At 71.2% G+C, this 18,007-nt stretch carries 17 protein-coding genes; 4 read left to right on the top strand and 13 right to left on the bottom strand.

The genetic code is table 11. The annotated features are described in order from the left end of the window. Positions 1-6 precede the first annotated feature (6 nt). The gene (locus tag A6P39_RS10385; protein WP_067056485.1) at positions 7-1,485 is read left to right on the top strand and encodes an AlkA N-terminal domain-containing protein; all 1,479 of its coding nucleotides are present in this window, start codon (positions 7-9) and stop codon (positions 1,483-1,485) included. Positions 1,486-1,566: 81 nt separating this feature from the next. Then, complete coding sequence (locus A6P39_RS10380; RefSeq protein WP_067056481.1) at positions 1,567-2,049, top strand: methylated-DNA--[protein]-cysteine S-methyltransferase; 483 nt, start codon at positions 1,567-1,569, stop codon at positions 2,047-2,049. Between the two features lie 54 nt (positions 2,050-2,103). Here the strand turns inward: A6P39_RS10380 and A6P39_RS10375 are convergent, their stop codons facing one another. From A6P39_RS10375 to A6P39_RS10365, 3 genes are all read right to left on the bottom strand, one after another. After that, a complete protein-coding gene (locus A6P39_RS10375) occupies positions 2,104-2,460 on the bottom strand; it encodes a Sir2 family NAD-dependent protein deacetylase (RefSeq protein ID WP_067056478.1) in 357 nt (118 codons plus the stop codon). 72 nt (positions 2,461-2,532) lie between these two features. Further along, positions 2,533-3,036 (bottom strand): NUDIX domain-containing protein, encoded by a 504-nt coding sequence (locus A6P39_RS10370; RefSeq protein WP_067056475.1) that lies wholly within the window; start codon positions 3,034-3,036, stop codon positions 2,533-2,535. Positions 3,037-3,064: 28 nt separating this feature from the next. Continuing rightward, positions 3,065-4,174 (bottom strand): ADP-ribosylglycohydrolase family protein, encoded by a 1,110-nt coding sequence (locus A6P39_RS10365; protein WP_067056471.1) that lies wholly within the window; start codon positions 4,172-4,174, stop codon positions 3,065-3,067. Positions 4,175-4,324: 150 nt separating this feature from the next. Between A6P39_RS10365 and A6P39_RS10360 the strand changes: the two genes are divergently transcribed. Further along, complete coding sequence (locus tag A6P39_RS10360; protein ID WP_079133846.1) at positions 4,325-5,476, top strand: glycerate kinase; 1,152 nt, start codon at positions 4,325-4,327, stop codon at positions 5,474-5,476. A 119-nt stretch (positions 5,477-5,595) separates the two neighbouring features. On the opposite strand, the gene pssA is transcribed toward A6P39_RS10360, so the two are convergent. The 9 genes from pssA to A6P39_RS10315 form a co-directional block, all read right to left on the bottom strand. Beyond that, entirely contained in the window at positions 5,596-6,417 is an 822-nt protein-coding gene (gene pssA, locus A6P39_RS10355) for a CDP-diacylglycerol--serine O-phosphatidyltransferase (protein WP_067056498.1), read from the bottom strand. Between the two features lie 22 nt (positions 6,418-6,439). After that, positions 6,440-7,096 carry a phosphatidylserine decarboxylase gene (locus tag A6P39_RS10350; protein WP_067056465.1) on the bottom strand — a complete coding sequence of 219 codons (657 nt, stop codon included), beginning with the start codon at positions 7,094-7,096 and terminating at the stop codon, positions 6,440-6,442. Positions 7,097-7,277: 181 nt separating this feature from the next. Then, a complete protein-coding gene (locus A6P39_RS10345; RefSeq protein ID WP_067056462.1) occupies positions 7,278-8,483 on the bottom strand; it encodes an acyl-CoA dehydrogenase family protein in 1,206 nt (401 codons plus the stop codon). Between the two features lie 3 nt (positions 8,484-8,486). Beyond that, positions 8,487-8,999: a MaoC family dehydratase gene (locus tag A6P39_RS10340; RefSeq protein WP_059254189.1), complete on the bottom strand. Its 513-nt coding sequence runs from the start codon at positions 8,997-8,999 to the stop codon at positions 8,487-8,489. A gap of 15 nt (positions 9,000-9,014) precedes the next feature. Beyond that, positions 9,015-9,977 (bottom strand): HpcH/HpaI aldolase/citrate lyase family protein, encoded by a 963-nt coding sequence (locus A6P39_RS10335; protein WP_067056459.1) that lies wholly within the window; start codon positions 9,975-9,977, stop codon positions 9,015-9,017. Then, positions 9,974-12,022 carry a protein meaA gene (locus A6P39_RS10330; protein WP_067056456.1) on the bottom strand — a complete coding sequence of 683 codons (2,049 nt, stop codon included), beginning with the start codon at positions 12,020-12,022 and terminating at the stop codon, positions 9,974-9,976. Before A6P39_RS10330 ends, A6P39_RS10335 begins: the two co-directional genes overlap by 4 nt. Before the next feature lie 18 nt (positions 12,023-12,040). Continuing rightward, entirely contained in the window at positions 12,041-13,384 is a 1,344-nt protein-coding gene (gene ccrA / locus A6P39_RS10325; protein ID WP_067056454.1) for a crotonyl-CoA carboxylase/reductase, read from the bottom strand. Positions 13,385-13,813: 429 nt separating this feature from the next. Continuing rightward, positions 13,814-14,635 carry a TetR family transcriptional regulator gene (locus tag A6P39_RS10320; protein WP_234379297.1) on the bottom strand — a complete coding sequence of 274 codons (822 nt, stop codon included), beginning with the start codon at positions 14,633-14,635 and terminating at the stop codon, positions 13,814-13,816. A 160-nt stretch (positions 14,636-14,795) separates the two neighbouring features. Further along, positions 14,796-16,610, bottom strand: coding sequence for a 3-hydroxyacyl-CoA dehydrogenase family protein (locus A6P39_RS10315; protein WP_067056448.1), 1,815 nt, complete (start codon positions 16,608-16,610; stop codon positions 14,796-14,798). A 389-nt stretch (positions 16,611-16,999) separates the two neighbouring features. Here A6P39_RS10315 and A6P39_RS10310 point away from each other — a divergent pair, with 389 nt between their 5' ends. Then, the gene (locus tag A6P39_RS10310; RefSeq protein WP_067056445.1) at positions 17,000-17,584 is read left to right on the top strand and encodes an adenylosuccinate lyase; all 585 of its coding nucleotides are present in this window, start codon (positions 17,000-17,002) and stop codon (positions 17,582-17,584) included. A gap of 21 nt (positions 17,585-17,605) precedes the next feature. On the opposite strand, the gene A6P39_RS10305 is transcribed toward A6P39_RS10310, so the two are convergent. After that, positions 17,606-18,004 carry a RidA family protein gene (locus A6P39_RS10305; protein ID WP_067056442.1) on the bottom strand — a complete coding sequence of 133 codons (399 nt, stop codon included), beginning with the start codon at positions 18,002-18,004 and terminating at the stop codon, positions 17,606-17,608. Positions 18,005-18,007: the final 3 nt, after the last annotated feature.

The following is an 18,007-nucleotide window of genomic DNA, read 5'->3' as shown; positions in this document are numbered from 1 at the left end:
TGAGGCATGCAGACAGCGACGCACCTCGACCGGGAGCACTGCGTACGCGCCGTGCAGTCCAAGGACGCGCGGTTCGACGGGTGGTTCTTCACGGCCGTCCTGACCACCCGGATCTACTGCCGGCCCAGCTGTCCCGTCGTCCCGCCCAAGCCGGAGAACATGACGTTCCACCCGAGCGCCGCCGCGTGCCAGCAGGCCGGGTTCCGGGCCTGCAAACGCTGCCGCCCGGACACCAGCCCCGGCTCCCCGGAGTGGAACCAGCGCGCCGACCTGGTGGCCCGGGCCATGCGGCTGATCGCCGACGGCGTCGTCGACCGCGAGGGCGTGCCCGGACTCGCCGCCCGGCTCGGCTACAGCACCCGCCAGGTCGAGCGGCAGCTCCTCGCCGAACTGGGCGCGGGCCCCCTCGCGCTCGCCCGCGCCCAGCGCGCCCAGACCGCGCGGCTGCTCATCGAGACCAGCTCGCTGCCCATGGCGGAGATCGCCTTCGCGGCCGGATTCTCCTCCATCCGCACCTTCAACGACACCGTCCGCGAGGTCTTCGCCCTCACCCCGAGCGAGCTGCGCGCCCACGCGCCGAGGACCGGGACCGGCGCGCCGGGCGTGCTCAGCCTGCGGCTGCCGTTCCGCGCCCCGCTCAACCCCGGCAACCTCTTCGGTCACCTCGCCGCCACCGCCGTACCCGGCGTCGAGGAATGGCGCGAGGGCGCCTACCGGCGCACGCTGCGGCTGCCGTACGGCCACGGGATCGTCTCCCTCGCCCCGCGCCCGGACCACATCGCCTGCCGGCTCACCCTCAGCGACCTGCGCGATCTGACCGTCGCGATCAGCCGCTGCCGGCGCATGCTCGACCTGGACGCCGACCCGGTCGCCGTCGACGACCAGCTGCGCACCGACCCGTTCCTCGCGCCCCTGGTCGACAAGGCGCCGGGCCGCCGGGTGCCGCGCACGGTCGACGAGGCCGAGTTCGCCGTGCGCGCCGTCCTCGGACAGCAGGTCTCCACGGCCGCCGCCCGCACCCACGCGGCCCGTCTGGTCACCGCGCACGGCAAACCGCTGGACGACCCCGAGGGCGGCCTCACCCACCTCTTCCCGTCTCCCGAGGCACTCGCCGCCGTCGACCCCGAAACGCTGGCCATGCCCCGCACCCGGCGCACCACCTTCACCACACTCGTGCGTCAGCTCGCCGACGGGACCCTGCACCTGGGTGTCGAGTCCGACTGGCCCGAGGCCCGCGCCCGGCTCCTCGCCCTGCCCGGCTTCGGCCCCTGGACGGCCGACGTCATCGCCATGCGCGCCCTCGGCGACCCCGACGCCTTCCTCCCCACCGACCTCGGCATCCGGCGCGCCGCCAAGGAGCTGGGCCTGCCGTCCACCCCGGCCGCGCTCACCGCCCGCGCCGAGGCCTGGCGGCCCTGGCGGGCGTACGCGGTGCAGTACCTGTGGGCGTCCGACAGCCACCCGATCAACTTCCTGCCCGTATAAGCCGGTTCGAGGAGCCGGTCACACCCATACGAGGACTCGGCTCGTACGAGGACTCGGTTCGTACAAGGACGTTGGACGCACATGAAGCAGCACACCGTCATCCCCAGCCCCTACGGCCCCCTCACCCTCGTCGCCGACGACGGCGTGCTGTGCGGGCTCTACATGCAGGAGCAGCGCCACCGCCCGCCGGAGGAGTCCTTCGGCGGCCTCGACGACACCCCCTTCACCGAGGCCGAGGAGCAGCTGTCGGCCTACTTCGCGGGCGAGTTGACCGAGTTCACCCTCGAACTGCGCCTGCAGGGAACACCGTTCCAGCGCAGCGTCTGGGACCAGCTCACCCGCATCCCGTACGGCGAGACCCGCTCCTACGGCGAACTCGCCGACGCCCTCGGCAATCCCAGGGCCTCCCGCGCGGTCGGCCTCGCCAACGGCAGGAACCCGATCGGCATCATCGTGCCCTGCCACCGGGTCATCGGCGCGGGCGGCGACCTCACCGGCTACGGCGGCGGCCTGGACCGCAAACGCCGGCTCCTGGACTTCGAACGCGCCACGGCCCTTTGCTGAACGACGACGGGCCGGGCGCCGCGGCCGCGGACCGCCCCTGCCGTACTCGTACGTTCACCCGAGGCGGCGGAGCACCTCGGGCAGGGCGGTGCCGATGGGTTCCCGCACGACTTCCTCGGCGAGATCGTCGTACGGTGTGGGCTGCGCGTTGACGATGGTCAGGCGTGCGCCGTGGTCGACGGCGAGGCCCGCGAGGCCGGCGGCGGGGTGCACGTGCAGCGTGTGGTTCTTGCGGCGCATCTGCCATGACCGCCGGCGGATCTGCGGATCGCTCATGTAGTACTCGTATGTGACGAGCTTCTCCGCCTCCGGGTCCTGCCGCCACAGCCCGCTCGGACCGCGGTAGTCGGGAATCCCTGAATCGGTGGAGATGCCTGCGCCGCTGAGTATGGCTACGAGAGGGCTGCTCATGCGCCGAGAGTAGGACGCCTGCCCGGCCGCGTCCCGTGGATATCCGTGAGCCGGCCCCGTCGTCGGGGCCGGTCAGGCGACCCGGTGGCCGTTCTCCAGTTCCGCCGTGCCGGAGCCGTCCGCGAGGGCTTCCAGCGCGGTCAGGACACGGCGGCCGAGTGCGCCGGGGAGGTGGGCGGCGATCTCCTCGCGGGGGACCAGGCGCCAGGACAGCAGCTCCTCCTCCTGCAGCCGGACGGCCTTCAGGTCCGACTCCGTGAGGACACCGCCGTCGTACAGGTACGCCACCAGCGGGGGCCGGCCCTCGCCGCGCACCCAGTCCACGGCCAGCAGCCGGCCAAGAGGGCGGTCGAGGCCGATCTCCTCGAGCGTCTCGCGGCGCGCGCCCCCGCGCGGGCTCTCGCCGTCGTCGGACTCGATGGTGCCGCCCGGAAGCGCCCAGCCCTCGCGGTAGTTCGGCTCGACGAGCAGCACCCGCCCCTCGGCATCCCGGAAGAGCGCGGCGGCACCGGCGAGGACGCGCGGCAGGCTCGCGATGTACGCGGCGAAGTCAGGAGTCTTCGGAGTCGTGGTCATTGGGGAAGCCTAGCGAGCCGCCGCACGGCTACGGGCCGGCTGCCGCCAGGCGCAGGGTGCGTTCCGCCAGCGCACTGATCCGTACGCCGTCGAAGCCGGACACCGCGCTCCGTACCGTGTCCTGCAATGGCTCCGTCCACCGGGCGGGAATCGCGGCCGCGCCGGTGCGGACCCCGGCCACCGAGCCGGCGGTCGCCGCGTTGGAGTCGGTGTCCAGGCCGCCGCGCACGGCAAGGGCGAGGGTGCGGGTGAAGTCGTCGTCGCCGTACAGCAGCGCGGCGGTCAGCACGGCGGCGTTCGGGACGGTGTGGATCCAGCCGAGCCCGGCGGTCTCCCCGGCCACCGTGGCCAGGGTCTCCGCCCAGGGCAGGGCGGAGTCGTGCAGGGCCGTGACCCGCCGTACGGTACGGGCGAGCCGGCTGCTCGCCGGGATCACGCCGAGCCCGCTCTCCAGCGCGTCCCGCACGGTCGGCGCGGTGAACGCCGCCGCGATCAGCGCCGCCGCCCACATGGCGCCGTACACGCCGTTGCCGGTGTGCGACAGCACCGCGTCCCGCCGGGCCAGACCGGCGGCGCGGACCGGGTCGCCCGGGCAGGTCCAGCCGTGGATGTCGGCGCGGATCAGCGCCCCGATCCACTCCTGGTGGGGGTTGTGGTACGTCGCCGTCAGCGGCGGCCTGAGCCCGTCGACGAGATTGCGGTACGCCGCTCGTTCCGCGGTGAAGGTCTGCAGGTACGGCAGCCGGAGCAGCCACAGGTCGCCGACCTGCTCGGTGGTGAAGCCGAAGCCGTGGGTCTCCAGCAGGTCCAGGCCGAGGATCGCGTAGTCCACGTCGTCGTCCCGGCAGCTGCCCCGGATCCGGCCGCGCACGCAATCGCGCCACTCCGGGCGCAGCACCGCCCGGTCGGCCGGGTCGGCGGGCTCGGGCAGATAGTCCGTGAGCGGCAGGGCGCCGGCCCTGTGCAGATAGCGGTCGATACGCTCGCGGGTCCACACCTCGCCCTGCTCGACCGGCTTGCCGAGCATGTTGCCCGCGATCCGGCCGAGCCAGCCGCCGTGGATGCGGTCGGCGAGGTCCGCCCCGGTGCCGCGGGCGGCGCCGGCGGGCGGGACGGCCGTGGTGGACTGAGGGGTCATGGTAGGGATCTACCCGTTTTCCCCAGGCCGCTCCCAGCCGTTTCCCAGCCTTCGGTCGGGGCATGACGGCGGGGGTCCGCCGAGGTTAAGGTCGCAGCGGCGCGACTGGCCCTGACGTGCGCGGGGCCCGGAGAGCAAGGGGAAAGCAAAGTGGCTCACGCTGCAGGGGACGAGACCCGTCGGGTGCTCGTCGCCGCGGACAAGTTCAAGGGCTCGCTGACGGCCGTGCAGGTCGCCGAGCGGGTGACGGCCGGGCTGCGCCGGGTCGTCCCGGACCTCGAGGTCGAGGCGCTGCCCGTGGCCGACGGCGGCGACGGGACCGTGGACGCGGCGGTCGCGGCCGGTTTCGAGCGGCGCGAGGTGCGGGTCGCCGGGCCGCTGGGCCAGGAGGTGACGGCCGCGTATGCGCTGCGCGGCGGCACCGCGGTCGTCGAGATGGCGGAGGCGAGCGGCCTGCAGCGGCTCCCGGCCGGTGTCCTCGCACCCCTGACCGCCTCGACGTACGGCTCCGGGGAGCTGCTGCGGGCTGCGCTGGACGCGGGCGCGCGGACGATCGTGTTCGGCGTCGGCGGCAGTGCCACGACGGACGGCGGCGCGGGGATGCTGTCGGCGCTGGGCGCCCGGTTCCTGGACGAGGGCGGCGAGCCGGTGCCGCCGGGCGGCGGGGGCCTCGCCGGCCTGGCGCGCGCCGACCTGTCGGGCCTGGACCCGCGCCTGTCCTCGGTCGAGCTGGTGCTCGCGAGCGATGTCGACAATCCGCTGACCGGCCCCAAGGGCGCACCGGCGGTGTACGGCCCGCAGAAGGGCGCCGCGCCGGCCGACGTGGACACCCTGGACACGGCGCTCGCGCACTACGCGAAGGTGCTGGAGGCGGCCGTGGGCCCGCGCGCCGCCGAGTACGCGGCGGCGCCGGGTGCGGGTGCCGCGGGCGGCATCGGGTACGGCGCCCTGCTGCTGGGGGCGCGCTTCCGTCCCGGCATCGAGGTCATGCTGGATGTGCTGGGCTTCGCTCCCGCGCTGGAGCGGGCCTCGCTGGTGATCACCGGTGAGGGGTCGCTGGACGAGCAGACGCTGCACGGGAAGGCGCCGGCGGGGGTCGCCGCGGCCTCGCGTGCCGCGGGCAAGGCCGTGGTGGCGGTGTGCGGGCGGCTGGCCCTGCCGGAGGAGGCGCTGCGGCGGGCCGGGATCGGGCGGGCCTACCCGCTCACCTCTCTCGAGCCGGACGTCGCCAAGTGCATCGCGGACGCGGGACCGATCCTCGAGCGGGTCGCGGTGCGGATCGCCGAGGACCACCTGGGCTGAGGCCCCCGGGGGCGGCGCCCCCGGACCGGCCAGGCAGGCGAAGGGCCCCGGACCAGCCAACGGTCCGGGGCCCTTCGTACACGCGCCGCGGGACATACGCGCCGCAGGCGTACGCTCCGCTACGGCAACTGCGCCGCCCGCGCCTCACGCCGGTTGCCGCGGAAGTTGTTCACCCGGCGAGCCGTGGCGAACAGCGGGATCACCGCGCCCATGACCAGCTGCAGCGCACAGCCCGTCTGGAGCAGCAGCTGCCCGCCGGGCGCGTCGAAGGCCCAGGCGGCCAGCAGACCCATGGACAGCACGATCCAGGACAGCATGGCCCCGGCGAGGCGGCCCCGCGGCTTCGGGTACTCCACGCGGCTCACCATCAGCCAGGCCGTGCCCACGATGGCCAGGAGCGTCGCCACGAAGGGCAGCTCCAGCAGGACGATGGAGACCACCGTCAGCGCTCCGAACGGGCTGGGCATGCCCTGGAACATGCCGTCCTTCATGGTCACGCAGGAGAAGCGCGCGAGGCGCAGGACGACCGCCAGGAGCACCACGATCGCCCCGAGCGCCGCCATTCTCTGGTGCGCGTCGTCCGCGACCATGCCGTAGACGAGGACGAAGTACGCGGGCGCCAGCCCGAAGCTGATCAGGTCGGACAGGTTGTCCAGCTCCGCGCCCATGGGGGACGAGCGCAGCTTGCGGGCCACCAGTCCGTCGAACAGGTCGAAGACCGCCGCGCAGAGCATCAGGATGACGGCCGTGGCGGCGCTGTGCCGCGCCATGCCCGTGGACTCGTCGTTGCCGGTCAGATGCGGGATCAGAATGCCGGTGGTGGTGAAGTACACCGCCATGAAGCCGCACGTGGCATTGCCGAGTGTGAGGGTGTCCGCTATCGACAGGCGCAGAGAAAGAGGCATCTCCTCCTCTTCGTCCACGTCGTCGGCCTCGGGCACCCAGCCCGCCTGGGTCTCCGGATCAATCACGGTCAATGCGAGTCACCCCAGCCACGGTCTTCTGTCCGACCTCGACCGCGACCTCCACACCCTCGGGCAGGTAGAGGTCGACACGCGAGCCGAAGCGGATCAGACCGATTCGGTCGCCCTGCTCGACCTTCGTGCCCTGCGGGAGGTAGGGCACGATGCGGCGGGCCACCGCGCCGGCGATCTGGATCATCTCGATGTCGCCGAGTTCGGTGTCGAAATGCCAGACTACGCGCTCGTTGTTCTCGCTCTCCTTGTTGAACGCCGGAACAAAGCCGCCGGGGATGTGTTCGACCGACGTCACCGTGCCGGACAGGGGCGCGCGGTTGACGTGGACGTTCAGCGGGCTCATGAAGATCGCGACGCGGGTGCGCCCGTCCTTCCACGGCATGATGCTCTGCACCACACCGTCGGCGGGCGAGATGACCCGGCCCGGGGCGATCTCACGCTCGGGGTCGCGGAAGAACCACAGCATGCCCGCCGCGAGCGCGGTGGCGGGCACGGCGACGGCCTTGGCGACACCCGAGCGGCGGGCGCGGGCCAGGCTCAGGGCTGCGGTGGCGACGGTCGGGAGGAGCCACGGCGATGCTCCGCGCGCGAGGCGTACGCCGGCCAGGCTGTCTCGGGGTGCAGAGGTTTGGCTGTGGGGCATGGATGACCTTCGTAGCGGATGATGCCGCGCTGGAACGGGGGACGGCGGCTTTCCGGGGATCGTACCGGTCGCGGGCTGCAACTGGGCAAGCCAGGCAGCCGAGTCGGCGGCCGAAGAGCGGCTGAACAATGTCTACGGGGTGTGATCTTCTTCTCGAAGAAAACACCCCGCATGCGGACATTCAGCCCTGGAACCGGTACTCTTCGAGCAGCCTGCGGCCGATGATCATTTTCTGGATCTCGGCGGTACCTTCACCGATGAGCAGCATCGGCGCCTCGCGGTAGAGCCGCTCGATCTCGTACTCCTTGGAGAAACCATAGCCGCCGTGGATGCGGAAGGCGTCCTCCACGACCTCCTTGCAGTACTCGGAGGCCAGGTACTTCGCCATGCCCGCCTCGAGGTCGTTGCGCTCGCCGGAGTCCTTCTTGCGCGCGGCGTTGACCATGAGCGCGTGGGCGGCCTCGACCTTGGTGGCCATTTCGGCCAGTTTGAACTGGATCGCCTGGTGCTGGGCGATCGGCTTGCCGAAGGTGTGCCGCTGCTGGGCGTAGCTCACCCCCAGCTCGAAGGCACGCTGGGCGACACCGCAGCCACGCGCCGCCACATTGACCCGGCCGACCTCGACGCCGTCCATCATCTGGTAAAAACCGCGGCCGGTGACGCCGCCGAGGACCCGGTCGGCCGGCACCCGCAGGCCGTCCATGATCAGCTCGGTGGTGTCGACGCCCTTGTAGCCCATCTTCTCGATCTTGCCGGGGATGGTGAGGCCCGGGCGGACCTCGCCGAAGCCCGGCTCCTTCTCGATCAGGAAGGTCGTCATCGACTTGTGCGGGGCCGTGCCCTCGGGGTGGCCTTCGTCACTGCGGACGAGAACGGCCACCAGGGACGAGGTGCCGCCGTTCGTCAGCCACATCTTCTGACCGTTCAGGACGTACTCGTCGCCGTCCTTGACCGCCTTCGACGTGATCGCCGACACATCGGAACCCAGGCCCGGCTCCGACATCGAGAAGGCACCCCGGATGTCGCCGGCCGCCATGCGGGGCAGGAAGTGGTCCTTCTGCTCCTGCGTGCCGTGCTGCTTGAGCATGTACGCGACGATGAAGTGGGTGTTGATGATGCCGGAGACCGACATCCAGCCGCGGGCGATCTCCTCGACGCACAGGGCGTAGGTGAGCAGGGACTCGCCCAGACCCCCGTACTCCTCGGGGATCATCAGACCGAACAGGCCGAGTTCCTTCAGGCCGTCGACAATCTGCTGCGGGTACTCGTCGCGGTGCTCCAGCTCGGTCGCGACAGGGATGATCTCCTTGTCGACGAAGTCCCGGACGGTGGAGAGGATCTCCTGCTGGACGTCGGTCAGACCGGCGGTCTGGGCGAGACGGGCCATGGCTTACTTCTCCTGCTGCTTCAGCTCGGGGCGGCCGGGCTGCTCGCCGCCGCGCTCCTTGATGTACGTCTCGGTGGGCACCATGACCTTGCGGCGGAAGACGCACACCAGGGTGCCGTCCTGCTTGTAGCCCTTGGTCTCCACGTACACGATCCCGCGGTCGTTCTTCGACTTCGACGGCCACTTGTCGAGCACGGTCGTCTCGCCGTAGACGGTGTCGCCGTGGAAGGTCGGCGCCACGTGCTTGAGCGACTCGATCTCCAGGTTGGCGATCGCCTTGCCGGAGATGTCCGGCACGCTCATGCCGAGCAGCAGGGAGTAGATGTAGTTCCCGACGACGACGTTCTTGCCGAAGTCCGTCGTCTTCTCCGCATAGTTGGTGTCCATGTGGAGCGGGTGGTGGTTCATGGTGAGGAGACAGAACAGGTGGTCGTCGTACTCCGTGACCGTCTTGCCCGGCCAGTGCTTGTACGTCGCCCCGACCTCGAACTCCTCGTACGTGCGTCCGAACTGCATCGTGCTCAGGGCTCCTTAGCTGGCGGGAATCTCGAACTTCGACGTGCGCTGCATGCCGGCGGCCCGGCCCTTGCCCGAGATGACCAGGGCCATCTTGCGGCTGGCCTCGTCGATCATCTCGTCGCCGAGCATCGCGGAGCCCTTCTTGCCGCCCGCCTCGGACGTGTAGTAGTCGTACGCGTCCAGGATCAGCTCGGCGTGGTCGTAGTCCTCCTGCGAGGGCGAGAAGATCTCGTTGGACGCCTCGACCTGGCCCGGGTGCAGCACCCACTTGCCGTCGAAGCCGAGCGCGGCGGCGCGCTGCGCGACCGCGCGGTAGCCCTCCACGTTGCGGATCTGCAGGTAGGGGCCGTCGATCGCCTGGAGGTTGTTGGCACGGGCGGCCATCAGGATCTTCATCAGGATGTAGTGGTAGGCGTCCGCCGGGTAGCCGGGCGGCTGCTCGCCCACGACGAGCGACTTCATGTTGATGGACGCCATGAAGTCGGCCGGGCCGAAGATGATCGTCTCCACGCGCGGGGAGGCCTGCGCGATCGCGTTGACGTTGTTCAGCCCCTGCGCGTTCTCGATCTGCGCCTCGATGCCGATCTTGCCGACCTCGAAGCCCATGGTCTTCTCGATCTGCGTCAGCAGCAGGTCCAGGGCGACGACCTGCTCGGCCGTCTGCACCTTCGGCAGCATGATGCAGTCGAGGTTCTGGCCCGCGCCCTCGACCACGGTCACGACGTCCCGGTACGTCCACTCGGTCGTCCAGTCGTTGACGCGCACCACCCGCGTCTTGCCGGTCCAGTCGCCCTCGTTGAGGAACTTGACGATGGTGTGCCGGGCCTCGGGCTTGGCGAGCGGCGCGCACGCGTCCTCCAGGTCCAGGAAGACCTGGTCGGCGGGGAGGCCCTGCGCCTTCTCCAGGAAGCGCGGGTTGCTGCCCGGCACGGCCAGGCAGGAGCGCCGCGGGCGAAGGCGGTTGACGGTCGTCATGCGGGGACCTCCAGGGGGTCGAGCTTGTTCGCTGTCCGGATCTCGTCGACGATGCGGCCGATGATTCCGGTGATGTCGAAGTCCTTCGGGGTGAACACCGCGGCCACTCCGGCAGCCCTGAGCTGGTCGGCGTCACCATTCGGGATGATGCCACCAGCGATCACGGGTATATCTGTGGCACCGGCCACACGCAGCCGGTCCAGCACGTCCGGCACCAGCTGGGCGTGCGAGCCGGACAGGATCGACAGGCCCACCGCGTGCACGTCCTCGGCCAGGGCCGCGTCCACGATCTGCTCGGGGGTCAGCCGGATGCCCTGGTAGACCACCTCGAAGCCGGCGTCACGGGCGCGCACGGCGATCTGCTCGGCACCGTTGGAGTGCCCGTCCAGGCCCGGCTTGCCGACCAGGAAGCGCAGCTTGCCGGTGCCCAGCTCGCGGGCGGTGGCGTCCACCTTGGCCCGCACCCCGGCGAGCGCGGAGCCCGGCTCGGCGGCGACGGCCACCGGCGCGGAGGAGACCCCGGTGGGCGCCCGGAACTCGCCGAACACCTCGCGCAGCGCGCCCGCCCACTCGCCGGTGGTGACCCCGGCGCGGGCGCACTCCAGCGTGGCCTCCATCAGGTTCTCCGTGCCCTTGGCGGCCTCCTTCAGCCGCTCCAGCGCCTTGCACGGGCGCGGGTGGTTGAAGGGCGGCTGGTAGCGCGAGTCGCGCCAGTTCTGCAGCGAGGCGATCACCCGGGCCTCGACGGCCGGGTCGACCGTCTGGATCGCGGTGTCCAGGTCGGCGGTCAGCGGGTTCGGCTCGGTGCCCTCGAAGGCGTTGACACCGACGATCTTCTCCTCACCGGACTCGATCCGGGCCCGCCGCTCGGCGTGCGAGGAGACCAGCTGCGACTTCAGGTAGCCGGACTCGACGGCGGCCATCGCGCCGCCCATCTCCTGGATCCGGTCGATCTCCGCGAGGGCGTCGGCGACCAGCTGGTCCACCTTCGCCTCGATCACCTTCGAGCCCTCGAAGATGTCCTCGTACTCGAGCAGGTCGCTCTCGTAGGCGAGGACCTGCTGGATGCGCAGGCTCCACTGCTGGTCCCAGGGGCGGGGCAGGCCGAGCGCCTCGTTCCAGGCCGGCAGCTGCACGGCACGCGCGCGTGCGTCCTTCGACAGCGTCACGGCGAGCATCTCCAGCACGATCCGCTGGACGTTGTTCTCCGGCTGCGCCTCGGTCAGGCCGAGCGAGTTGACCTGGACGCCGTAGCGGAAGCGGCGCTGCTTGGCGTCCTCGATGCCGTACCGGTCGCGGGTGACCCGGTCCCAGATGCGGCCGAACGCCCGCATCTTGCACATCTCCTCGACGAAGCGGACGCCCGCGTTGACGAAGAAGGAGATGCGCGCGACCACGTCACCCATCCGCTCCTCGGGCACCTGGCCCGAGTCGCGCACGGCGTCGAGTACGGCGATCGCGGTGGACATCGCGTACGCGATCTCCTGCACCGGTGTGGCCCCGGCCTCCTGCAGGTGGTAGCTGCAGATGTTGATCGGGTTCCACTTCGGCAGGTGGGAGACCGTGTACGCGATCATGTCCGTCGTCAGGCGGAGCGAGGGTCCTGGCGGGAACACATGGGTGCCCCGGGACAGGTACTCCTTGACGATGTCGTTCTGGGTCGTGCCCTGGAGCCTGGTGATGTCCGCGCCCTGCTCCTCGGCGACGACCTGGTAGAGCGCCAGCAGCCACATGGCGGTGGCGTTGATCGTCATCGAGGTGTTCATCTGCTCCAGGGGGATGTCCTGGAACAGGCGGCGCATGTCACCGAGGTGCGCGACGGGCACGCCGACCCGGCCGACCTCGCCGCGGGCGAGGATGTGGTCGGAGTCGTAGCCGGTCTGCGTCGGCAGGTCGAACGCCACCGACAGGCCGGTCTGGCCCTTGGCGAGGTTGCGCCGGTACAGCTCGTTGGACGCCTCGGCCGTGGAGTGGCCGGCGTACGTGCGCATGAGCCACGGCCGGTCCTTCTCCCGCCGTGCCTCGGCGGGCTGACGCTCAGTCATCTGTGACCTCGGGTGTGCTCAGACGTTGCGGAAGCGGTTGATGGCGTCGATGTGCCGGGCGCGCATCTCCGCGTCGCGCACGCCGAGGCCCTCCTCGGGCGCGAGGCACAGCACGCCGACCTTGCCCTGGTGCAGGTTGCGGTGCACGTCGTAGGCGGCCTGGCCGGTCTCCTCCAGGGAGTAGACCTTCGACAGGGTCGGGTGGATCTTGCCCTTCGCGATGAGCCGGTTGGCCTCCCAGGCCTCGCGGTAGTTGGCGAAGTGCGAGCCGATGATCCGCTTCAGGGACATCCACAGGTACCGGTTGTCGTACTCGTGCATGTAGCCCGAGGTGGAGGCGCAGGTGGTGATGGTGCCGCCCTTGCGGGTGACGTAGACGCTCGCGCCGAAGGTCTCGCGGCCGGGGTGCTCGAAGACGATGTCGATGTCCTCGCCGCCGGTGAGTTCGCGGATGCGCTTGCCGAAGCGCTTCCACTCCTTCGGGTCCTGGGTGTTCTCGTCCTTCCAGAACTTGTACCCCTCGGCGTTGCGGTCGATGATCGACTCCGCGCCCATCGACCGGCAGATGTCCGCCTTCTGCTCGCTGGAGACGACGCAGATCGGGTTGGCGCCGCCGGCGAGGGCGAACTGGGTGGCGTACGAGCCGAGACCGCCGCTCGCGCCCCAGATCAGGACGTTGTCACCCTGCTTCATCTGGGCGCCGTTGCGGGAGACCAGCTGGCGGTAGGCGGTGGAGTTGACCAGGCCCGGCGCGGCGGCCTCCTCCCACGACAGGTGGGCGGGCTTCGGCATCAGCTGGTTGGACTTGACGAGCGCGATCTCGGCGAGGCCGCCGAAGTTGGTCTCGAAGCCCCAGATCCGCTGCTCGGGGTCGAGCATGGTGTCGTTGTGGCCGTCGGAGGACTCCAGCTCGACGGACAGGCAGTGGGCGACGACCTCGTCGCCGGGCTTCCAGGCGTTGACGCCCGGGCCGGTGCGCAGGACGACGCCCGCGAGGTCGGAGCCGATGATGTGGTACGGCAGGTCGTGGCGGCGGGTCAGCTCCGAGACCTTGCCGTAGCGCTCCAGGAATCCGAACGTCGGCAGCGGCTCGAAGATCGAGGTCCACACCGAGTTGTAGTTGACCGAGGAGGCCATGACGGCCACCAGGGCCTCGCCCGGGCCGAGTTCGGGCACGGGCACCTCGTCGAGGTGGGTCGACTTGCGCGGGTCCTTGTCGCGGGACTCGAGGCCCGCGAACATCTCCGTCTCGTCCTTGTGCACGGTGATCGCGCGGTACGACTCGGGGAGCGGCAGGGCGGCGAAGTCGGCGGGCTTGGCGTCCTGCGACTGGATCGCGTCCAGGATGTCCTTCACGGTCACGGTGTTGCCTCCGGCGGTGGACGCCCCCTGAGGGAGGGGGCGCTGAGGGTTCGTCGGTGCTGCTGGGAGTGCTGCTGAGGGTTTTTTGAGGGTGCCGTCGGTTCGGCTGGGTGGTGCTTCGGCAGCGCTTTGTGGCGCGGGAGGTTGCCTGTGACGCAGGCGTCCGGGCGCGGGTCGGCCATGGGCCTTGCGGGGACAGCCGGCGAACGAATGGTCTCTGCTCGCCGGCCGCCCGGACACCATCAACGTATGACACCGCGTGTCAGGCCGCAAGGCACTGAGTGCCAGATCAAGCCCTCAGGTGAAATCTTTACGTAACAAATGAGCGATGATCGATCGAACAGGCCTTGAAATCCGCTCGAAAAGGGGTCCTGGCATGGCAAAACGGCCACCCCGAAGGGTGGCCGTCATCACAGCGGGAAAGCAGCCTCAGCGCTCCTTGAGCGCCTCCTCGATGGTCCGCATGACCTCGTCCAGCGGGGCGTCGGTGCGGGCGACCGTGACGAGCACCTCGCCGTGCGCGGAGACCGTCGCCGGGGCGGTGCCGGCGGCCGGGCGCGGGGCCGGGCCGCGGCCGGCCCCGATCCCCGTGCCGAAGGTCTTGCGCACGATCGCGAAGGCGTGGTCGAGCTGTGCCTCGACGTCCCCCTGGCCGCCCGCCCGCAGCCAGCGCCGCAGCACGTGATTGTGGGCGGTGACGACGGCGGAGGCGGCCACCTCGGCCAGCAGCGGGTCGTCGTTGGCGTCGTCGGCGTGCGCGTGCTCGTCGAAGTGGCCGAGGAGATAGCGGGTGAACAGGCGCTCGTAGCGGGCCACCGAGGCGATCTCGGCCTCGCGCAGGGTGGGCACCTCACGGGTGAGCTTGTAGCGGGCGACCGAGATCTCGGGCCGGGCCGCGTACATCCTCATGACTTCCTTGATGCCGCGGCACACGGTGTCGAGCGGGTGCTCGTGCGCGGGGGCGGCGTTGAGCACCGCCTCCGCGCGCACCAGGGTGTCGTCGTGGTCCGGGAAGATCGCCTCTTCCTTGGAGCGGAAGTGGCGGAAGAAGGTGCGGCGCGCGACCCCGGCGGCGGCCGCGATCTCGTCGACGGTGGTCGCCTCGTACCCCTTGGTCGCGAACAGCTCCATGGCTGCGGCCGCCAGTTCCCGGCGCATCTTGAGCCGCTGGGCGGCGGCGCGACTGCCTGCGGCACTTTCCGGCGCGTCGGGCGTAGCTGGTGTACGTGAGGACTTGGCGGGCTGGGACATGACCCGAACGTACTGCATGTGCGCAGCTCGATGCGCAGGTGTGGGGGTTTCCCCGCCCCACAGGGGCGGGGGACCGCCTGCCCGGGCGGGCGGGGTGTGCGCGACGGGATCGAGCAGTCCGCCCCAGTCCGGCTCCGCCTGCGACCAGTCGCCGACGCCGTCAGCGGCGGGCATACTCGCGAAAGCCGCGGCCGGTCTTGCGGCCGAGGCAGCCCGCCGCCACCAGGTGTTCCAGCAGCGGGGACGGGGCGAGGCCCGGGTCGCGGAACTCGCGGTGCAGGACCTTCTCGATGGCCAGCGAGACGTCCAGGCCGACCACGTCCAGCAGCTCGAAGGGGCCCATCGGGTAGCCGCCGCCGAGCTTCATCGCCGCGTCGATGTCGTCCAGGGACGCGTAGTGTTCCTCGACCATCTTGATGGCGTTGTTCAGGTACGGGAACAGCAGCGCGTTCACGATGAAGCCGGCCCGGTCGCCGCAGTCCACCGCGTGCTTCCTGATCTTCGCGCAGACCTCGCGGACGGTCGCGTGGACGTCGTCGCCGGTCAGCACCGTGCGCACCACCTCGACCAGCTTCATCGCGGGCGCCGGGTTGAAGAAGTGCATGCCGATGACGTCCTGCGGGCGCGAGGTGGCGCGGGCGCAGGCGATGACGGGCAGCGAGGAGGTGGTGGTGGCGAGCACCGCGCCGGGCTTGCAGACCTTGTCCAGCGTCTGGAACAGCTGCTGCTTGATCTCCAGGTCCTCGGCGATCGCCTCGACGGCCAGGTCGACGTCGGCGAAGGCGTCGTAGGACCCGGCCGGGGTGATCAGGTCCAGGATCTGCGCGGCGGCCTCGGCGGTCAGCCGGCCCTTGTCGACGGAGCGCGCGAGAGACTTGCCGATCCGGGCCTTGGCGGCCTGCGCCTTCTCCTCGCTGCGGGCGGCCAGCACGACCTCGTAGCCGGCCTTGGCGAACACCTCGGCGATGCCGGAGGCCATGGTGCCCGAGCCGGCGACGCCGACGCTGCGGACGCCGCGGGCGCCGGCCCCGGTGGGTCCCTCGGCCGGGGTCAGCGCGTCCGGCACGACCGTGGCGCTGCCGGGCGCCTCGTAACTGTAGAAGCCACGCCCGGACTTGCGGCCGGTCAGGCCCGCCTCGCTGAGCTGACCCAGGATCGGGGCGGGCGCGTGCAGGCGGTCACGGGACTCGGCGTACATGGCCTCGAGGACCGTGCGCGCGGTGTCGATGCCGATCAGGTCCAGCAGGGCGAGGGGGCCCATCGGCAGGCCGCAGCCGAGCCGCATCGCCGCGTCGATGTCCTCGCGGGAGGCGTAGCGGGCCTCGTACATCGCGGCGGCCTGGTTGAGGTAGCCGAACAGCAGGCCGTCGGCGACGAAACCGGGGCGGTCGCCGACCGCGACCGGCTCCTTGCCCAGCTCCAGCGCCAGGTCGGTGACGGCGGCGACGGCCTGCGGCGCGGTCAGCACCGAGGAGACGACCTCGACCAGCTTCATCGCGGGCGCCGGGTTGAAGAAGTGCAGGCCCAGCACGCGCTCGGGGCGGGCGGAGTCGGCGGCGAGCCGGGTCACCGACAGGGCGTTGGTGCCGGTGGCGAGGATCGTCTCCGGGCGGACGATGCCGTCCAGCTCGCGGATGATCCGGTGCTTGATCTCGTACGACTCCGGGGCCACCTCGATGACGAGGTCGGCGTCGGCCGCCGCCGTGAGGTCGGTGCCGGTGCGGACCCGGGCCAGGGCGTCCGTGCGCTCGGCGGCGGTGAGCCGGCCGCGCTCAACGGCGCGGGCGGTGGAGGCCTCCACCGCGGCGACGCACCGGGCGGCCTGGGCCTCGCTGACGTCGATGCCGATCACCTCGCGGCCGGCCTTCACGAGGACTTCGGTGATACCGGTGCCCATGGTGCCGAGGCCGACGACGGCGATCGTCTTGAACGGGGACAGCGGGCTGCCGGACAGGGGGGACAGGGGAGTGGCCATCGCGGGACTCCAGGAATGAGGGTGACGACGAGGAACGCATCCGGGTGCGCCGAGGGGCGCACCGCGGAGCGGAAAGGAGTGCGGGTGTTGCCGGGCTGCAAGCGCACACGCCCGGTGCTGCCGGTGCCCCGGGCGCGCACACGCCCGGACGAACGGCGGGAGATCCGACCGGCCCTGTCCCGGAGCCGGGTCGTACAGCGGTACAGGACGTACCGAACTGACGGCTGCTCGCGACGGCTGCGTCACCAAACCGTCGCCAGCGAGAATACGAGTGGGTAACTCGCTCGTCTGAGCTTAACCGGCCAGTAACGAGCGCGCCAGAGCTGCGCTCGAATTTGACTGTGTGAGGTGGCTCCCTCCGCCCCCGCCACCCGCCTACGCTGGACTTCGTGGACGAAGAGTTGCGATCGCTCACGGAGCGCTTACGGCAGGAATCGCACGGCTCGGCGGCGTTCGACCGGCTGCTGGAGTCCGAGGACCACGACGAACTCGCGGAGGTGCTCACCGCGCCGGGACAGCCCCTGTGGGCGAGGGAACTGGCCGCGTTCCGGCTCGGACGCGCGGGCGACCGGCGGGCCTTCGAGTCCCTGGTGCTGCTCCTCAACCACCGCGACCCCCCGCGCTGCGCCTCCGCCGCACACGCCCTGGCCCGGCTCGGCGACCCGCGTACGGCACGCGCGGCCGCCGCCCTCGCCACCAACGAACTGCGCGTCGCCTACGCCCTGCACCCGGTACGGCTGCTGGCCGATCTGCGGGCCCCCGAGTCCGTGCCCGCGCTCATCACCACCCTGGAGCGCCGGCTGCGCCCGCACGACCCCTACCGCCGGGTCGCCCTCGCCTGTGTGGAGGGCCTCGGCAGCCTCGGGGACCCCCGCGCCCGCCGCGTCCTGAACGAGGCCCTGGCCCATCCGGCCCTCGCGCAGGCCGCGGTGCACGCGCTGGCGCACATCCCCCAGCAGAAGGAGGCGAGGTGACGCCGCGTCAGCGGGTGGCCGTCACCCGGGGGCCACCGCGAGCGCCTCGATCTCCATGAGGAACTCCGGCGCCACCAGCCCGGCCACCCGGACCGCGGAGGACGCCGGCAGCCGGTCGTCGGGTATGTGGGCGGCGCGGGCCGCGCGGACCGCCGGCAGGTGGGCCGTGTCCGTCATGAAGTACGTCAGCTTCACGACGTGCTCGAATCCGGCGCCGGCGGCGGCCAGGCACCGCTTCAGATTCTCGAACACCTGGCGGGCCTGTGCCGCGGGATCGCCCGCGCCGACCAGCTTGCCGTCCTCGTCCAGCGGCAACTGGCCGGAGACGGCGACGAGACGGCCGCTCGCCGCGACCACGTGGCTGTACTGGGCCGCGGGCGCGACACCGTCGGGGGCGGGGATCCGGATCAGTTCACTCATGCG

The sequence above is a fragment of the Streptomyces sp. FXJ1.172 genome, assembly GCF_001636945.3.
Lineage (GTDB): Bacteria > Actinomycetota > Actinomycetes > Streptomycetales > Streptomycetaceae > Streptomyces.
This window is presented reverse-complemented; position numbering and strand designations above follow the sequence as displayed.